Below are 16,929 nucleotides of genomic sequence, written 5' to 3'. Positions count from 1 at the left end.
CGTCCCACTCTTCATAGCGATACGGATGCGAGGACCTCGACCTTATGGTCGTGGTCCTCGTTTGCGTGTTCGTGGGTGAGGGGGATGCCCGCGGCCTCGTAGCGCGGGCCTTACTCGTCGGCGGCGCGGCGGCGCGGCGGCGCGGCGGCACGGTGGCAGCGGCTCGGATGCGCTGTGCGATGTCTCCAGGACTGTCGGTGACCCGTCGGATCCGTCGATCCTCCCGTGGGGGTTTCCCTTTTTCCGTGAAGCACCCGTGGAAACCCTGCGGAAGCGGTGTCGGTGGGGCCGCTTATGCTGCACCAGACGATCACGCGGGACCTGGGGAGGGCGCGGTATGTTCGGCAAGCTGTTCGGTGGGGGTGCGGAGAGACCGGCGGCGGATCCCTACGCCCTGCCCGTCCCGCGCTGGCAGAGAGACGGGATGTACACGCTGCGCGCGCTCGGAGACGCGCGGGTGCTCGCGCTGGTGGAGGCGGCCGAAGCGGGTGACTGGGCGGCGGTCGGCGTGGCGCTGGCCCCCTTCGATCTCGGCCGCGACCATCAAGTCCTCGGTGAACTGGCCGACCTGGACGGTGTGCAGGACTGGATCGGCCGGGCCGTCGAGGAGGACAAGGAGCGCCGGGCGACGGCCCTGCTGATATCCGGGGCGCGCCACATCAAGTGGGGCTGGGAGGCGCGTACCGGCGCACGTGCCGTGGACGTCACGCGGGAGCAGTGGCGGGTTTTCCACGAGCGGCTCGACATCGCCGAGGAGCAGCTGTTCGAGGCCGCCGAGCTGCGGCCGGAATGGGTCACGCCGTGGAGCCGCCTCCTCACCTCCGGCCGCGGCATGTCGCTGGGCCCCGACGTCAACGAGGCCCGGCTCGACGCCGCCCTGCGCCGCGACCCGCTGGATCCGGAGACCCACATGGGGTGGGTGTCGCAGTTGCAGCCCCGTTGGGGCGGCGAGCCCGGACAGGCCCTGGCGTTCGCCCGTGAGGCGTTCGCCGGCGCGCCCGGGGGGCATCGCCTCGGCTGTGTGATCGCCCTCGCGCACATCGAGGAGTGGGTCGAGTCGGACCACAAGGACTGCCTCATCACCCCCGAGATCCAGGATGAGTTGCTCGACGCGGCCGAGCGCAGCATCCTCCACGCCGCCTACGTGCGTCGCCCGGGCTGGCAGCACGACTTCAACGTCTTCGCCATGGCCTTGTCCCTGGCCTCCGAGAGGATCGCGTTGCCGCGCGTCTTCCGCGAGCTGCAAGGCGCGTACACCCCGTGGCCCTGGAGTTACATGGCGCAGCCGGAAAAGATGTACGCCCGCGCCCGGCGCAGCGCCTGAACCCGCCACCCACCCGCCGCTCGTCGCTCACCTCACCCCGGACTGCCCGATGACTCTGCCCGACACTCCTTTGAGCCCGGCCGGCGCCGATCGCACCTTCCAGGTGGATCTGCGGGGCCTCGTCGATCTCCTCTCCCACCACCTCTACTCCAGCCCCCGCGTCTACCTGCGTGAACTCCTGCAGAACGCGGTGGACGCGCTGACCGCACGGCACGCCCTCGAACCGGCCGCCCCCGCCCACGCGTTCGGCATCCGCCTGTACGCCGACGGTTCGGTGGTACGGGTGGAGGACGACGGGGTCGGTCTCACGGAGGCCGACGTGCACACCTTCCTCGCCACGATCGGCCGCAGCAGCAAGCGTGCCGAGGGGATCGCCGAGCAACGCGGCGACTTCATCGGGCAGTTCGGCATCGGCCTGCTCTCCTGCTTCCTGGTCGCGGACGAGATCCATGTCGTGAGCCGTTCCGCCCGCACGCCCGACGCCCCCGCCGTGGAGTGGCGGGGACGCGGCGACGGCAGCTACTCCGTCCGTGCCCTGCCCGCCTCCGCCCGCCCTCGGCCCGGCACCACCGTCACGCTGACGCCCCGCGCCGACGCGGGCGAGTGGACCCGGCCGGCACAGGTGCACGCGCTGGCCCGGCACTTCGGCTCCCTGCTGCGCCACCCTGTGACCTTCGACGACGGCACGGGCGGACCGGACGCGTCCGTCAACCCCGAGCCCGCACCCTGGGCGCGTACGTACCCCACCCCGGGAGCACGATCCCGCGCGCTGGCCGCGTACGGCGAAGAGGTCTTCGGATTCACGCCGCTGGACACCGTCGAGCTGGACCTGCCGGCCGTGGGCCTGAAGGGCATCGCGTGCGTGCTGCCCGAGGCCGTGCCGGCCGGGCGCCGCCACGGCCACCGCGTGCACGTCAAGGGCATGCTGCTGTCCGAGCAGGCCGAGGAGATCCTGCCCGAGTGGGCGTTCTTCGTCCGCTGCGTCGTCGACGCCGAGAGCCTCCGCCCGACGGCGTCCCGCGAGTCCCTGTACGAGGACGACACCCTAGCCGCGGTCCGTGACACCCTCACCGAACGGCTCCGCGCGTGGATCGCCCGGACCGCCGCCGGCGACCCGGACCTCCTCGGCCGCTTCCTCCAGGCCCACCACCTGGCCGTGAAGTCGCTGGCGGTGCACGACGACGAGATCCTGCGGATGCTGTTGCCGTGGCTGCCGTTCGAGACCACCGACGGCCACGCCACGCTGGACGAGTTCGCGCGCACCCACCGCACCGTGCTCGTGACCTCCAGCGTGGAGGAGTTCCGGCAGGTCGCGGCGATCGCCTCGGCCGCCGGACTCGGCGTCGTCAACGGCGGCTACACCTACGACCGTGAACTGGTCCACCGACTGCCGGAGATCAGACCGGAGGTCAGTGTCGCCGACCTCGACCCGGCGACGCTCACCGCCCACCTCGACCCCGTCGACCGGGAGACGGAACTGGCCGCCGCGGCCTACCTCGCCCTGGCCCGCGACGCCCTCGCCGTCTTCGACTGCGACGTCGCGCTGCGCACCTTCCAGCCCGCCTCCGCCCCAGCCCTCCTCCTCGACAGCCGCGAGGCCCGGCACGAGCGCACCCGTTCCCAGCTCGCCCGCGAGCAGCAGGGGGGCCTGTGGGGGGACATCCTCGGCCACCTGCGCCAGGAGGCTCCGCGGGCCCAGCTGATCCTCAACCAGCTCAATCCGCTGGTCCGTACGGCCGTCACCATCGACGAACCCGAACTGGCCCGCACCAGCGCCGAAGCGCTCTACGGGCAGGCCGCGATGCTGTCCCGGCGCCCGCTCAGGCCCGCCGAGTCGAGCCTCATCAACCGCTCCTTCCTCGACCTTCTCGCCCACGCCCTGCGCAAGGACAGCTGACGATGCCGACCGCACCCCAGACCACTGACGAGCTGTACGAGGCGCTCCAGGAGAACGACGGGCGCCCCTACGGCCGTACCCGTACCGTCACGGCCGAGGAACTGGTCGACGCCGCAGAGCGGTTCGCGGAGCCCGTGCCGCTCGTCCACGCGCTCTTCGAACTCCAGGAGGCGTACACCTACGGCTCCGAGCCCAGGAAGTCGCCCGTCGTCTTCGCTCGTCTGCTCACCCTCTTCGACGAGCAGCCCGACGTCTTCGACGAGCGCCTGCGCAACATGCTGTTCTGGCGGTTCAAGTGGGTGGCCCACGCCCTGCGCGCGCTGCCCGAGATACCGCTGGCAGCCTTGCGCCAGTGGCTGGCGGAGATGCGCGACCGGTACGAGAGGGCCGGCCTCGGCCTCCAGCCCTACTACGGACAGGCGTACCAGCTCGCCGCCCACGTGGGCGAGGACACCTCCCTCGCCTACGAGCTGTGGGCGGGCCGTCCCCGCACCAGGCTCAGCGACTGCGAGGCCTGCGAGATCTGCGAGCGCGCTCTGTTCCACCTCACGTCGGGCGACGACGAGCGGGCGCTGCGCGCCTGGGAGCCCGTCCTGGCCGGGAAGGAATCCTGCCAGGAGGAGCCCGCCCGCTCCGTCTCGTACGCGCTGCTTCCCCTGCTGCGCACCGGCCGCACCGACCGGGCCCGCGAGCTGCACCTGGCCGGTTACCGCGGCTGCCGCCGCAATCCCTCGATGGCCGGGGAGGTCGGCCGGCACCTGGAGTTCTGCGCGCTGACCGGCAACGAGGCACGCGGCCTGGAACTGCTCGCCGAGAACCGGAGCCTGTTCGACGACGTCGACTCGCCGCTGGACCTGCTCAGCTTCCTCACCGGCGTGGAGGTCCTCCTCCAGCGCGTCGAGTTCCTCGGCCACGGCGAACTGCCCGCAGGCGGACACGCGGGCCGTACCTGGACGGTGGCCGGCCTGCGCGCCGAGGTGCGTGGCCGCGCCGACGACCTCGCCGCCCGCTTCGACGCCCGCAACGGAACCACGGCCCACACCGACCGGCGGAGGGCCCGTCTCGACCGTGCCCCCCTCCTGGACGCACTGGAACTGACCCTGCGCACCCGCGGCCTCGACGACGTGGCCCCGGCCGCCCCGGCTGTCGCGCCCGCCGCCCGCACGGCCGCGACCGTCCCCGATTCGCTGCCCGAACTCATCTCCCGGGCACGGGCGTTGGACGAGCAGGGGCATCCGGATGCGGCGGCCTGCTGGGCGCGGCTGCGCACGCTCCTCGCCGCCCCCGACTACGCCCACCCCGGCGACCCGGCCGTGGGACCGCTCGTACAGCTGCGCGCGGACCTGCTGGCCGACGAGGCGAGCCGGGCGGCCGAGAAGGACGAGTTCGACGAAGCCGCCGCCCTGTACGAGAAGGCCGCGAGCCTGTACGACGAGGCCGGAGCGCCGGGCGACGCGGCGCTCGCCCGCGCCTGCGCCCTGCTCCGCGCGGGCCAGATCCCCGCGGAGCGTGCCGACGGAGCCGAGGCGAGGGCCGCCGCGATGACCGCCGCCCACGCGGCCCTCGTCCGTCTGCACGAGGAGACGCCGGGCCTCGCCCCGTACCAGGAGGCCCGCGTGCTGCGGCTGCGGGCGACCGCGCTCGGCCTGCGTCTGCAGACGTCCGGGAACGAGGAGCACGTCGCGCCCGTCTTCGCCGAGGTGGACCTGCTGCTCGCCTTCGCCACCCGGCACGACCTCGCCGGACAGGTCTCCGGCGCCCTCATGCTGCGGGCCAGTACGTACGCCCTCTCCGGCGATCTGCCCGCCGCGGTCACGGAGATCGACGCCCTCCTCGACCGGCTGAAGGCGCACGGCCCCGCCTGGCACCTGCCCCGCACGCTCGGCCTGCGCGGCCGGATGCAGCTCGGCCTCAAGGACGCGCAGGCCGCGCACGCGGACCTGACCGAGAGCCTGCGACTGGCCGCCGACTGGCCGTCCGACACCGTCGACACCGCCCGCCTCCACGGTGATCTGGCCGAGGCCTGCATGCACCTGGGCCGCCCCGACGAGGCACTGCGGCACCTGACGCGCTCCGCGGAGCTGGAACTGCGCCACGGCAGCCGGACGGACGCGTTCTGCGCCTACAGCAACGCGGCCCAATTCAGCCTCGACCTGGGCCGCGTCGAGGACTGCATCGCTCTGCTCGACTCCCTCCTGGCCGAACCGGACGTCGCCGCCGGAGAGCTGGACGACCGCCTCGTCGCCCAGCTGCGCCTGACCCGCGCCCGCGCGCTGCACGCGGGCGAGGACCTCAAGGCCGCCACGGCGGAGTTCGCCGCCCTCGCGTCCGAGTCGGCCGGCTGGGACGACGACCCCGGGAGCCACGCCATGATCGCCGCGGAGACCGCCGTACTCCTCGCCGAGTCCGGCGAGTTCGGCCGGGCCCGCGAGGCCGCGGACCAGGCACTCGCCGCCCATGTCCGGGCCCCCCGCTACGAGCAGCTCAGCAGCTGCCTGCGTGAGCTCGCCCGCCTCCAGGCCCAGCAGCAGGGTCCCGAGGGCCTGGCCGACGCCCTCGCCCTTCTCGCCGACGCGGGCAGGATCGCCGACGAGGCCCGCGCCGCGGAGTACGAGGCCCGCGGCCGCTCCCTGGAAAGTGCCCTGGCCTACGAACACGGACGGGTCAACGCCTACGCCCGTGAGTACGAGACCGCCCTGGCCGCTCTGGACAAGGCCCTCACCCTGCTCGGCGAACCGGGATCCGACGAGGACCACGCCCGCGAGTGGGCCGAGTGCGTCCGTCTCGCGGCTGCCGTGGAGGGCATCTACCTGGAACGCCCCGCCCCCGCCCTCACCCGCCTCGACGCGGCGGTCTCCCGCCTCACCGCCCTGGACCACACCGAGGTGACCGAGCCGCTGACCTCCCTGGCGGCCCGGCTGCGCGACAAGGGGTGACGCGGCGAACGCGGTGCCGGGGCGCCGGCCCGCCCCGGCACCGTGGGCCGTGCGGGAACTCGCGCGGAGTCACCCTCGAGGCTGCGTTCGCCTGAGGCGAGTCGCCGTGGCCGCGCCTACGGCCTCGGCTCGGCGGCCGGTGGTCGCCGCGGCAGTTCCATGCGGAGCAGCGAGCCGCCCGGCCGCTCGGACACGACGGCGAGGCCTCCGCCATGACGCTCGACGACGGCCCGGACGATGGCCAGGCCGAGCCCCGTGCCGGGGCGATCCGAGGACTGCGGCAGGCCGCTCCCGTCGTCGGACTGCGAACGGGCGAAACCGATGCCGGCGTCCTCCACGTCGACCACGGCACCGTCGCGGGTCGCCCGGCAGCGCAGTGCGATGGCGTCCCCCTCCGCGGTGAACTTCACGGCGTTCTCCACCAGGGCGTCGAGGGCGGCCTCGAGCCGGGACTCGTCGCCGTCGACCAGGACGGACGGCGCGTCCAGGAGCCAGTCCCGGTCCGAGGCCGGCCGCCACCGCTGGGCGGTTCGCCGCAGGAGCGAGCCGAGGTCGACGGGGCCCCAGTCGAACTCGGTGGACTCGTAGGCGTCGGCCAGTGCGAGGAGGCGCCCGGAGAGGCGGCCGAGCTTGTCCAGCTCGTCCAGCACGACGTCGAGGTCCTCCTTGCTCTGTGGGCTCGGCAGCTCGTTCTGGACCATCTCCGCGTAGCAGCGGGCCACCGTGATCGGCGTACGCATCTCGTGCGAGCAGGTCCGGACGAACAGCTCCTTGAGCTCCTGGGCGCGACGCTCCCGCTCGACGAGGCTCCGGGTCTCCGCGAGGGCGGTGGCCCGTCGGCGTACGTGCCAGACCATGGCGAGGAACACCAGCGCCATCAGCGGCACCTCGGCGAGCTCGTCCCAGCCGGCGTGGCCCTCCGCGACGAACTCGCCCAGCGTCGTCCCCGTGACCAGGGTGACCACGGCCAGCACGACGGCCGTACGCCGGGGCGACCAGCCCTGGACGCCGTAGACGATGGACATGCTGATCCACACCAGGTGGAAGGCCACGGCCTCGAGGGCGGGCACCACGAACAGCAGCAGCTGGCTGCACGCGGCGAAAAGCACCCAGCCGACGAAGACGAGACGCCGCCGCTCAGCCGGCACTGAACGCGTACCCGACATTGCGCACCGTCTCGATGACCGGCCTGGGCACCTTGCCGCGGATCCGGCGGACCGTCACGTCGACCACGTTGCTTCCGGGATCGTCGGCGTAGCCCCAGACGCTCGCGAGGAGCTCACGCCGGCTGCACACCTGTCCGGCTCGCCGCATGAGATGGCCGAGCAGCATGAACTCCCGGTGCGACAGGGGTACGTCCCTCCCGCCGAGGCTGAGGATCTGCCGCTCGAGGTCGAGGACGACCTCCCCGATCCGAAGCCACCGCTGGGACACGCTGGTCGACGGCGTACGGAGCCTGGTGCGGACCCGCTCCACCAACTCCGCCGTCGCGAAGGGCTTGCCGAGGAAGTCGATGGCCCCGATCTGCAGGCAACGGACCCGCGTCGCGACGTCCATCATGGCGGACAGGACGAGGACCCGCTGGTCGGGTCGTCGGTCGAAGGCACGCTGCATCACCTCGAAACCGTCGAACCCCGGCAGCATGAGGTCCAGCACGACCAGGTCGAACTCGCTGTCGCGCAGGCGGCGTACGGCGTCCGGACCGGACCTCGCGCTGTCGACGAGGTGACCGTCCGCCCCAAGTGTGCGGGTGAGATAGGCACACAGCCGCGCCTCGTCCTCGACGACCAGTACCCGAGCCATGACGGCCACCCTCCCCCCGCGCGAGATGACAGAGTCCCCTGAGCTGTCATCTGCGGTTGTCCCCGCAACCTTTGTAGGCGCCGCCCCGGTGCTCCGCAGGCGATTTCGCGAAGGTGCCGGGATCGCCCCGTTTCGGTGCCCACCGAAGCCGAATGTTCGCCACTTAGTGCAATTCCTCCGCTACTTGGGGTGATGATGCCAGGTGTGCCGATGTCCGGCGCAGTGCGGGGCGTCGCGCCGCAGTCATGACAACTCGATGAGAGGCTCGTCATCTTCGCCCACCCACTCGGAGGCCGGCCGGACACTTGTCGCGCGGCCCCTGTGGATCACGCCACCGGCCGACGGCAGCGACTCGTGCCCTCGTGCCCGCTGCCGCCCGCCAGGCCAAGGGGGGTCGGACCCGCACGCGACGGCGGACGGGTCACCAAGGGGAGGGAGAAGGCGTGTTCACGCGACAAGCAACGAGGCCGTGGGAAAGGCGAAGACGGCGGATCGTATCGCTGATCGGCGTCGGGGCGACGACAGCGGTCCTGCTGGGCCTGCCGCCGTCGCCGGCACAGGAGGCGCGGGCGGCGCAGGCGGCCGCCTCCGCCGGGCCGAGCAGCGCGAGGGACGAGACGAAGGTCCCGCACTACTTCGGTCCCTGGCCGAACTGGGCCAACAGCCCGCTGACCCTGTCGAAGGCCAAGGTGGCCATCACCTCCACCGCGATGTCGGTGGGGAACAAGCTGACGGACCGGGCCTACGCGACCGACTACGCGACGCCGCCGGGCGAACTCGGACCGGTGTTCGTCGTCCTGGCCGGGTCTCCGCTGCCCAAGGGCACCCTCAAGAACTTCCGGACCTGGAACCAGACCACACCGGGTGGGAGCCCCACGGCATCCGAGGGCGGCGTCTTCCACGCCTACGTCCTGCGGCCGACGGACACACCGAAGCAGTACACCGTGGTGGCCGACAGCGGGCTGAAGACGGTGCCCAAGCCGGGCTCCACGGACGGGGAGGTCGCGACGTACGACGTCCCCGACGTCACCGTCCGGGCCGGTGACGTCATCGGCTTCTACGGCGAGGGCGTCCCGGTCGACACCGGTGTGCCGTCCGGCACCGACACCTTCATGTACCCGGCCGGCGTCGACAGTTCGGCGTCTGCGCCGGTCAACGTGCCCCCGGCCGAGGGCGGCACGGTGACGGTCGACTCGAAGGACTACCCGCTCTACCCGTCCCAGGACCGGACGTACTCCTTCGGGGCCCAGGTGGTCCCGGCGGGGACCGGCGCCGAAGCGACGGCCACGGTGGACCCGCAGACCGGCGGCATCGCCGGCATCGAGGTGACCGCGCCGGGCCACGGCTACACCGCCGACGGGACCTCCGTCACCGTCGACGGCGGCACCACGGCGGCGGCCGCCACGGCGACCGTCCAGTCGACCGGCGGCGTGACCGCCCTCACCGTCGGCGCGGCGGGCAGCGGCTACGGCGGCTTCTCGGTCGGCATCACCGGCGGTGGCGGCAGCGGTGCCGCGGCGACGGCGTCCGGCGGGGTGGACGCCGTGACGGTCAAGGACGGCGGGTCGGGCTACACCATGCCGACGGTGGACTTCGACCTCCCCGACGACCCGAACGGCACCGTGGCCAAGGGGCATGTCGAGGCGGCGGACCTGGCCGCCGACGGCAGCGTCTCGAAGGTGACCGTGGACGACCCCGGCAGCGGCTACAGCAGCGCGCCCGGCGTCACGATCCGCAACGGGACGGCGGCCGACCCGATTCCCGGCGCGACACCGGCGACCGTCTCCAGCACCCTGAAACTGGTGGCGCTCACCGTCGACACGATCGGCTCCGGCTACACCGGGACACCCGAAGTCACCGTCACGGACCCGACGTCGAAGGGAGGCTCCGGGGCCACGGCGGAGGCTGTGACGAGCGTCGGCGCGATCACCGGCGTCAAGGTCACCGACCCGGGGGCCGGGTACCTCTCGGTCGGGATGAAGAAGTTCCAGGACCAGCTCCCGACGACCTGCGACCCCAAGGCGGACGGTACGGGTTGTCCGGACGTTCCGCAGCTCGAGGAACCGTCGACGAAGCCGTCGGACAAGTTCATCCCCCTGGCGGTGCCCGAGTCCGTCACCACCAGCGGCAAGCCGGCCGACGAATACGTCATCGGTCTCGTGCAGTACCGCACCCGGTTCTCCTCGGACCTGCCGCCGACCCTGGTGCGGGGCTACGTCCAGCTGTCGACGGACGCCGTGCCCGGACGGAAGGTGCCCCTGTACAACGAGCTGATGGACGGCACCAGGCAACAACTGCCGTACACGGGTGTGACCTCACCGCAGTGGATGGGCCCGATCATCGCCGCGACCAAGGACCGGCCGGTACGCGTCGTGTTCCGCAACCTGCTCCCGAAGGGCGCCGAAGGCGACCTGTTCCTGCCGGTCGACAGCACCGGGATGGGCTCCGGCATGGGCCCGATGGCGATGCCCGCGCCGAAGAACGACGCCACCGTCACCGACGAGGTGCGCAACCCGGAGTGCACGAACGACAAGACCAGCTGCTTCAAGGACAACCGGGCCACGCTGCACCTGCACGGCGGCATCACACCGTGGATCAGCGACGGCACCCCGCACCAGTGGATCACCCCGGCCGGCGAGAACACGGACTGGCCGCAGGGCGTCAGCGTGCGCAACGCGCCGGACATGAAGGACGGCGCCGGGGCGGAGCTCTGCGCCGCGAAGGACGACGGCTGCTCGACGTTCTACTACACCAACCAGCAGAGTGCGCGGCTGATGTTCTACCACGACCACTCCTACGGCATCACCCGGCTGAACGTGTACGCCGGTGAGGCCGCCGGCTACACCATCACCGACGACACCGAGAAGGCGCTGGTCGGCAGCGGCACGATTCCCGACGCGGATTCGACGCTCCCGCTGCTCGTCCAGGACCGCACCTTCGTACCCGACGACGCGCAGCTCAAGGACCAGAAGGACGCGAACGGCAAGACGGTGTCCTACGGCCAGGACCCCACCTGGAACAGCCAACGCTGGGGCACCAAGGGCAGTTTCTGGTACCACCACGTCTACATGCCCGCGCAGAACCCGGGCGACCCGTCGGGCATGAGCTCGTACGGGCGCTGGATGTACGGGCCGTGGTTCTGGCCGCCGGCCGGCGACACCAAGTACGGGCCGATCGCGAACCCGTACTACGACCCGAAGTGCAAGCTCGACGACGAGTCGACCTGGCAGTACCAGGACGCCCCCTACTGCGAGCCGGAGCAGATCCCCGGCACGCCGAACATCTCGATGGGCATGGAGCAGTTCAACGACACGCCCATCGTCAACGGGGTCGCCTATCCGAAGGTGACGCTTCAGCCGAAGACCTACCGGATGCGGCTGCTCAACGCCGCCAACGACCGGTTCTTCAACTTCCAGTGGTACACCGCCGACCCGAAGCTGGGCGACGGGACGACCGAGGTGGCGCTGAAGCCGAACGAGCTGGAGGCCGCGCAGACCGACCCCAACGTGTCGCCCACCCCGGTGGACGCCGGCAACGACGCCGCCGGACCGGACTGGGTCCAGATCGCCAACGAGGGCGGCTTCCTGCCGGCGCCGGCCGTCATCGACGGTCAGCAGCCGACGACCTGGATCACCGACCCGACCCGCTTCGACGTCGGCAACGTGGACAAGCACTCGCTGGCGCTCGCGCCGGCCGAGCGGGCCGACGTCCTGGTGGACTTCTCGAAGTTCGCCGGCAAGACCCTCATTCTCTACAACGACGCTCCCGCGGCCTATCCGGCGCGCGTCGCGTCATACGACTACTACACGGGCGCACCCGACCTCAGCCCGGTCGGCGCACCCGGGATCATGCCGGGGTACGGTCCCAACACCCGCACCGTGATGCAGGTGACCATCGCGGACACCGCCCCGGCCCCGGCGTTCGACCTGACCAAGCTGCAGGCCGCCTTCAAGCACCACGCGGACGGCTCCGGCGTCTTCGAGTCGGGGCAGAACCCGGTGATCGTCGGACAGGCGGCCTACAACTCGGCCTACGGCACGAACTTCGCCGCCAGCAGCAACTGCAACGTCACCAACACGACGGTGAACACCTGCGACGGCCTCGTCCGGGTGAACGACACCTCGAAGTTCAGCTTCAACACACTCAAGTCACCGGCCGCCAAGTCGACGATGCCACTCCAGCCGAAGGCCATCCACGACGAGATGAACGCGACGACGTTCGACGACTTCGGCCGCATGCAGGCCACGCTCGGCGTCGAGGCGCAACCACCCACACCGGGCGCCCAGAACGTGACGCTGTACCCGTACGTCAACCCGCAGACCGAGCTGATCGACGGCACCGATCTCCCCAAGGGGGACATGAAGGTGACGCCCATCGGATCCACCGCGGACGGGACGCAGATCTGGCGGTTCACCCACAACGGGGTGGACACGCACCCGCTGCACTTCCATCTGTACGACGTCCAACTCCTCAACCGGGTGACCTGGGACAACATCGTCATCAAACCGGACGCCAACGAGCTGGGCTGGAAGGACACGGTGCGGATGAGCCCGCTGGAGGACACGATCGTCGCCCTGCGGCCGGTCGTGCCGACGACACCCTTCGAGGTGCCGAACTCCGTCAGACCGCTGAACCCGGCGATGCCGGACGGTGACACGTCGATGTTCAACAACGTCGATCCGCAGGGCAACCCCACGGCGGCCATCACGAACAAGCTGGTGAACTTCGGCTGGGAGTACGTCATCCACTGCCACATCCTCAGCCACGAGGAGATGGACATGATGCGTCCCGAGTCGCTGGCGCTGCCGCCGTTGAAGGCGAGCGGGCTCACGTCCACCGTCGTGGGCAACGGCTCCAAGGCCCGCAACCAGTTGCAGTGGCAGGACAACTCGATCAACGAGACGTCCTTCGTCGTCCAGCGCTCGACGGACGGCACCACATGGGACGACGTCGGCACGGTCGGCTCCCCGCTGAACCAGCCGAACACCCATGGGAGCCGCACCTTCGTCGACCCGACGGGCTCCGTGAAGACGTCGTACGTCTACCGGATCGCCGCGCTCAACACGGTCGGATACGGGAGCGAGTTCCCGAGCATGACGGTGAAGTCCGTCTCGGATCAGCTCCGGGTGGCCGTGGCGCTGCGCGGGGCGGTGAAGGGGAAGGATCCCGCTCGTCTCTGAGTGACCTACACGGGGCTTCCCGCCGCCGGCCGGCGGCGGGAAGCCCCGTGTAAATGCACCAGACGGAGTCAGCCGCCGTGGACGGCGCCGACGAGGTCGGGCAGGAGCTTCGCCGCGTTCGGCGTGCCCAGTCCCGTGACGGGGTCCCATCCTGCGGTGGCCGGGTAGCCCGGGACGGAGGCCTCGGCGGTGTTGTTGCCCACGGTGACGTCGTTGAAGTCCGTACCGTAGGTGGCCGGGTTCGACGCGAGCTTGTACAGAGCCGGGTTGATCAGTCCGAGTCCACCGCGGTTGATCTGGTCGGCGATGGCGACCAGGCCCGCCCACTCGGGACATGCCAGCGACGTGCCGCCGATGTCGTACCAGCCCGTGCTGCACGGTGTGCTGCCGCACTTCAGCCCGCCCTGGCCGTCGGGCGGGAGGGACAGGTACACCAGCGCTCCGGTCGACGGGCTCGCCTGGAGGGAGATGTCCGGGACGCCGCGCATCGCGCCGATGGAGGTGCTGCCGGCCGGCAGCGCGCCCGACTGGTAGTCCGGCTTGGCGAAGACGCTGCTGGAGCCGCCGCCCGAGCCGATCCAGCCGATCTCCGACTGCCCGGGGGCCTTCTGGCAGACCCCCGGCGGGGAGACGCTGTCGACGACCCTGCCGCTGGTGGCGGTCGGGTCGGTGCACAGGTACGTGCCGCCGACCCCGGTGACCAGCGGGTCGGACGCGGGCCACTCGACGGCGGGGTCGGAGAGGGTCGAGCCGCCCTGGCCCACCGGCGTCTTGACCGAGCCGGCGCTTCCGTCGTCACCCGACGAGCCGAGGACGGTGACACCGTTCTGTGCCGCCGCCTTGTAGGCGTAGCGCAGGTTCTCGAGCGATTGGGCGGTGTGGAAGGCGCCCTCCGCGGAGGCGAACGACTGGGAGATGACGGTCGCGAGGTGATGCTCGACGACGTACTGCTCGGCAGCCATCATCTGGGGGAAGCCCTGTACCCCGAGGGTCTCGGCGGTGGGAGTGCTGACCAGCAGGATGTTGGCGCCGGGTGCCATGGCGTGGGCGGTCTCGACGTCGAGAGCCACCTCCAGCGCCCACGCGCTCTTGTCCTCCTGTCCGGGGGAGTTGCTCGTGGACGGGGGTGCCTTGGTGGCGGGTGAGCCCTGCAGATGAAGCTCGCTGAAGGTCGGCATGCCGGGCGCGCAGGTGACGCCCTCTTCCCCGCACATGGATGCGATGCCGAACGCCTTGTCGAAGACGTGCAGGTCGTGGGCCATGGTGTCGCTGCCGTAGGAGTCGACGATGGCGATCGTCTGCCCGCGGCCGTCGTCTCCGGCTGAGTGCAGCGGGCCTACGTTGTAGGCCGCCTGGATGGCCTGGGGGGTGAAGCAGCGGCGTCCCACCGACGCGCACTGGGACTGGGTCGGTGGGGTCTGGCTGTTCGTCAACTGCGTGTAGTCGGCGACGGTCGGCCGAACGTGCGGATAGGTTGCCTGGTGGGCGGCGCTCGTCGCGGGTACGGCGCCCGCCGTTGCGAGGCCGAGTGTGCCCACCCCCGCGAGCAGCCACCGTCTGATGGTGCGTGCCATCAGAGTCCTTCCTTCAGATGGAAAGGGGACTTGCGTGTCCGCCCCCTCAGGTGGGGGGTGGTGGCACAGGGGGGCGCGGACGGGGCGAGGCTATCCCTCGGTATTGCCGCGCCGATAGGCTCGTCCTGTCAACAACGATCAAAATAAGGTCGCTGCGGGTGCCGCCGGCTCGCATGCGGGACTGGGTCGGCGACGGCTGCTCACCTGGCTGCCGGAGAGCCCACCACCATCCAGTCGAGCGCCGGTGTGCTCTGCAGGTAGACCAGCACGCACATGAAGAGCATGAAGACCACGCTCCACACGATGACCCGCCGGAAGAGGATCCCCTCACGGCCCTCGAAACCGACCGCGGCCGCGGCGATGGCGAGGTTCTGCGGGGAGATCATCTTGCCGAGCACGCCACCGGAGGAGTTGGCCGCGGCCATGAGGGTGGGCGACAGGCCGGCCTGGTGGGCGGCGGTGATCTGGAGGGCGCCGAAGAGGGAGTTGGAGGAGGTGTCGGAGCCGGTGACGGCGACGCCCAGCCAGCCGAGGATCGGTGAGAGGAAGGCGAAGGCCCCGCCGGCCCCGGCCACCCACAGACCCAGCGTGGTGGTCTCACCGGACTCGTTCATGATGTAGCCGAGCCCGATCACCAGCATGACGGTGAGCACCGCGAACTTCAGCTGGTCCAGGGTGCGTCCGTAGGCGCGCAGGGCGCGGCGCGGGCCGACCTGGAGCAGCGCCATGCTGATCAGCCCGGCTATCAGCAGCAGAGTCCCGGCCGCCGAGAGGTAGTTGAGCTTGAAGGTGGTGGCGACCGGGTCGCCGTTCGCCTTGAGGATGTGCAGACCCGGCCAGTTGACGATGCGGGTCACCGAATCGAGACCGGTGCCGGTCTCGCCGACCTTGGTCGGTGCCTTGCCGGTGATCGCCGGTACGCGGGTGGCCAGAACGAACACCACGATGATGGCCAGGTAGGGCGCGTAGGCCTTGAAGACCTCCCGCGGTGAGTCGTGCGTGTCCCGGCCGGCGTCCGCGCGGGCCCGGGTCAGTACCCGCGAGTCCACGAACTCGCCGCCGCCCGCGACCGCTTCGCCCCCGGAGGCCGGTGGCCGGCGGGAGCCGCCGGTGCCCCCGGCGCCGCCGTCCTCGTCGCTCTCCTGGTACGTCTCCTCGGCGTGCCACACCCGGGTGAACGCCAGGACCGCCAGCGCGGAGGCGAGCGCGGCGACGATGTCGGCGAGCGGCACGGACCAGAAGTTCGCGGACAGGAACTGGAAGACCGCGAAGGACACACCGCACACCACCGCCGGCGGCCAGGTCTGCCGCAGCCCCCTCCGGCCGTCCACGATGAACACCAGGGCCAGCGGCACGAACAGCGCCAGGATCGGCGTCTGCCGGCCGACCATCGCGCCGAGGTCCTCCACGGGCAGGCCGGTGACGCCCGCCAGGGTGGTGATCGGCACGGCTATCGCGCCGAACGCCACGGGCGCGGTGTTGGCGACCAGCGCGACGGTGGCCGCCTTGAGCGGCTTGAAGCCCAGGGCGATCAGCATGACCGCACTGATCGCGACGGGCGTGCCGAATCCCGCCAGCGCCTCCAGCAGGGCGCCGAAGGAGAAGGCGATGATGATCGCCTGCACCCGCTGATCGTCGCTGATCGACGCGAACGACCGGCGCAGCACGTCGAAGTGACCGGTCTCGACGGTGAGGTTGTAGATCCAGATCGCGTTGATGACGATCCACATGATCGGGAAGAGTCCGAACGCGGCACCCAGCAGCCCGCTGTCGAGCGCGTCGCCGAGCGGCATCGAGTACACCGTCACCGCGAGCACCACGGCGACGGCGAGGGAGATCAGCGAGGCGAGCCACGCCTTCATCCGCACCACACCGAGCAGCACGAACAGGACCAGCAGCGGGAGGATCGCGACGATGGACGACAGTCCGAGCGAATGGCCCACCGGACTGTAGTTCTGCTGGTAGTTGGCAAGGATCATGTAGCACCCTTTTCTGGCGCCTGCACGGTGTGGGCGAGGGGCATCCTGCGGGCACTCCGAGGAGTTGAGGACGGAGTCGATTCCGCTCCTCGGTAGACACCAACCGAATGGTGGAAGGGTGCAGTGATGCCGGAGCTGTGTCAAGGGTCACAGGTGGCCCAGGTTGCAGACGAAGTCCCGTCAGAAGAGGCCGACATGACGGAGCGGCGGCCGGTGGGACCGCAGCTCGCAAGAGG

At 71.0% G+C, this 16,929-nt stretch carries 8 protein-coding genes; 4 read left to right on the top strand and 4 right to left on the bottom strand.

Annotation, left to right across the window (positions count from 1 at the left end):
* Nucleotides 1-337: 337 nt before the first annotated feature.
* The 3 genes from ACIQ9G_RS15610 to ACIQ9G_RS15600 are packed head-to-tail and all read left to right on the top strand — an operon-like array spanning nucleotide 338 to nucleotide 6,157.
* The gene (locus ACIQ9G_RS15610) at nucleotides 338-1,324 is read left to right on the top strand and encodes a hypothetical protein (RefSeq protein ID WP_403609091.1); all 987 of its coding nucleotides are present in this window, start codon (nucleotides 338-340) and stop codon (nucleotides 1,322-1,324) included.
* Between the two features lie 49 nt (nucleotides 1,325-1,373).
* Nucleotides 1,374-3,221, top strand: a complete 1,848-nt coding sequence (locus ACIQ9G_RS15605; RefSeq protein ID WP_403609089.1) for an HSP90 family protein — start codon at nucleotides 1,374-1,376, stop codon at nucleotides 3,219-3,221.
* A 2-nt stretch (nucleotides 3,222-3,223) separates the two neighbouring features.
* Complete coding sequence (locus tag ACIQ9G_RS15600; protein ID WP_403609088.1) at nucleotides 3,224-6,157, top strand: hypothetical protein; 2,934 nt, start codon at nucleotides 3,224-3,226, stop codon at nucleotides 6,155-6,157.
* Between the two features lie 116 nt (nucleotides 6,158-6,273).
* On the opposite strand, the gene ACIQ9G_RS15595 is transcribed toward ACIQ9G_RS15600, so the two are convergent.
* Complete coding sequence (locus ACIQ9G_RS15595) at nucleotides 6,274-7,305, bottom strand: sensor histidine kinase (protein WP_403609086.1); 1,032 nt, start codon at nucleotides 7,303-7,305, stop codon at nucleotides 6,274-6,276.
* Nucleotides 7,295-7,960, bottom strand: a complete 666-nt coding sequence (locus tag ACIQ9G_RS15590; protein WP_403609084.1) for a response regulator transcription factor — start codon at nucleotides 7,958-7,960, stop codon at nucleotides 7,295-7,297. Before ACIQ9G_RS15590 ends, ACIQ9G_RS15595 begins: the two co-directional genes overlap by 11 nt.
* Nucleotides 7,961-8,403: 443 nt before the next feature.
* Between ACIQ9G_RS15590 and ACIQ9G_RS15585 the strand changes: the two genes are divergently transcribed.
* Nucleotides 8,404-13,140, top strand: coding sequence for a multicopper oxidase domain-containing protein (locus tag ACIQ9G_RS15585; protein ID WP_403609083.1), 4,737 nt, complete (start codon nucleotides 8,404-8,406; stop codon nucleotides 13,138-13,140).
* A gap of 68 nt (nucleotides 13,141-13,208) precedes the next feature.
* Here ACIQ9G_RS15585 and ACIQ9G_RS15580 read toward each other — a convergent pair whose 3' ends face one another.
* Together ACIQ9G_RS15580 and ACIQ9G_RS15575 are read right to left on the bottom strand one after the other, a co-directional pair.
* Nucleotides 13,209-14,714, bottom strand: coding sequence for a hypothetical protein (locus ACIQ9G_RS15580; protein WP_403609081.1), 1,506 nt, complete (start codon nucleotides 14,712-14,714; stop codon nucleotides 13,209-13,211).
* A 200-nt stretch (nucleotides 14,715-14,914) separates the two neighbouring features.
* Entirely contained in the window at nucleotides 14,915-16,693 is a 1,779-nt protein-coding gene (locus tag ACIQ9G_RS15575) for an L-lactate permease (protein WP_403609080.1), read from the bottom strand.
* Between the last annotated feature and the right edge of the window lie 236 nt (nucleotides 16,694-16,929).

The organism is Streptomyces sp. NPDC096152 (genome assembly GCF_044763235.1).
Taxonomy (GTDB): Bacteria; Actinomycetota; Actinomycetes; order Streptomycetales; family Streptomycetaceae; genus Streptomyces.
The sequence above is the reverse complement of the archived record's forward strand: the minus strand, read 5'-3'. Positions and strand labels throughout refer to the sequence as shown.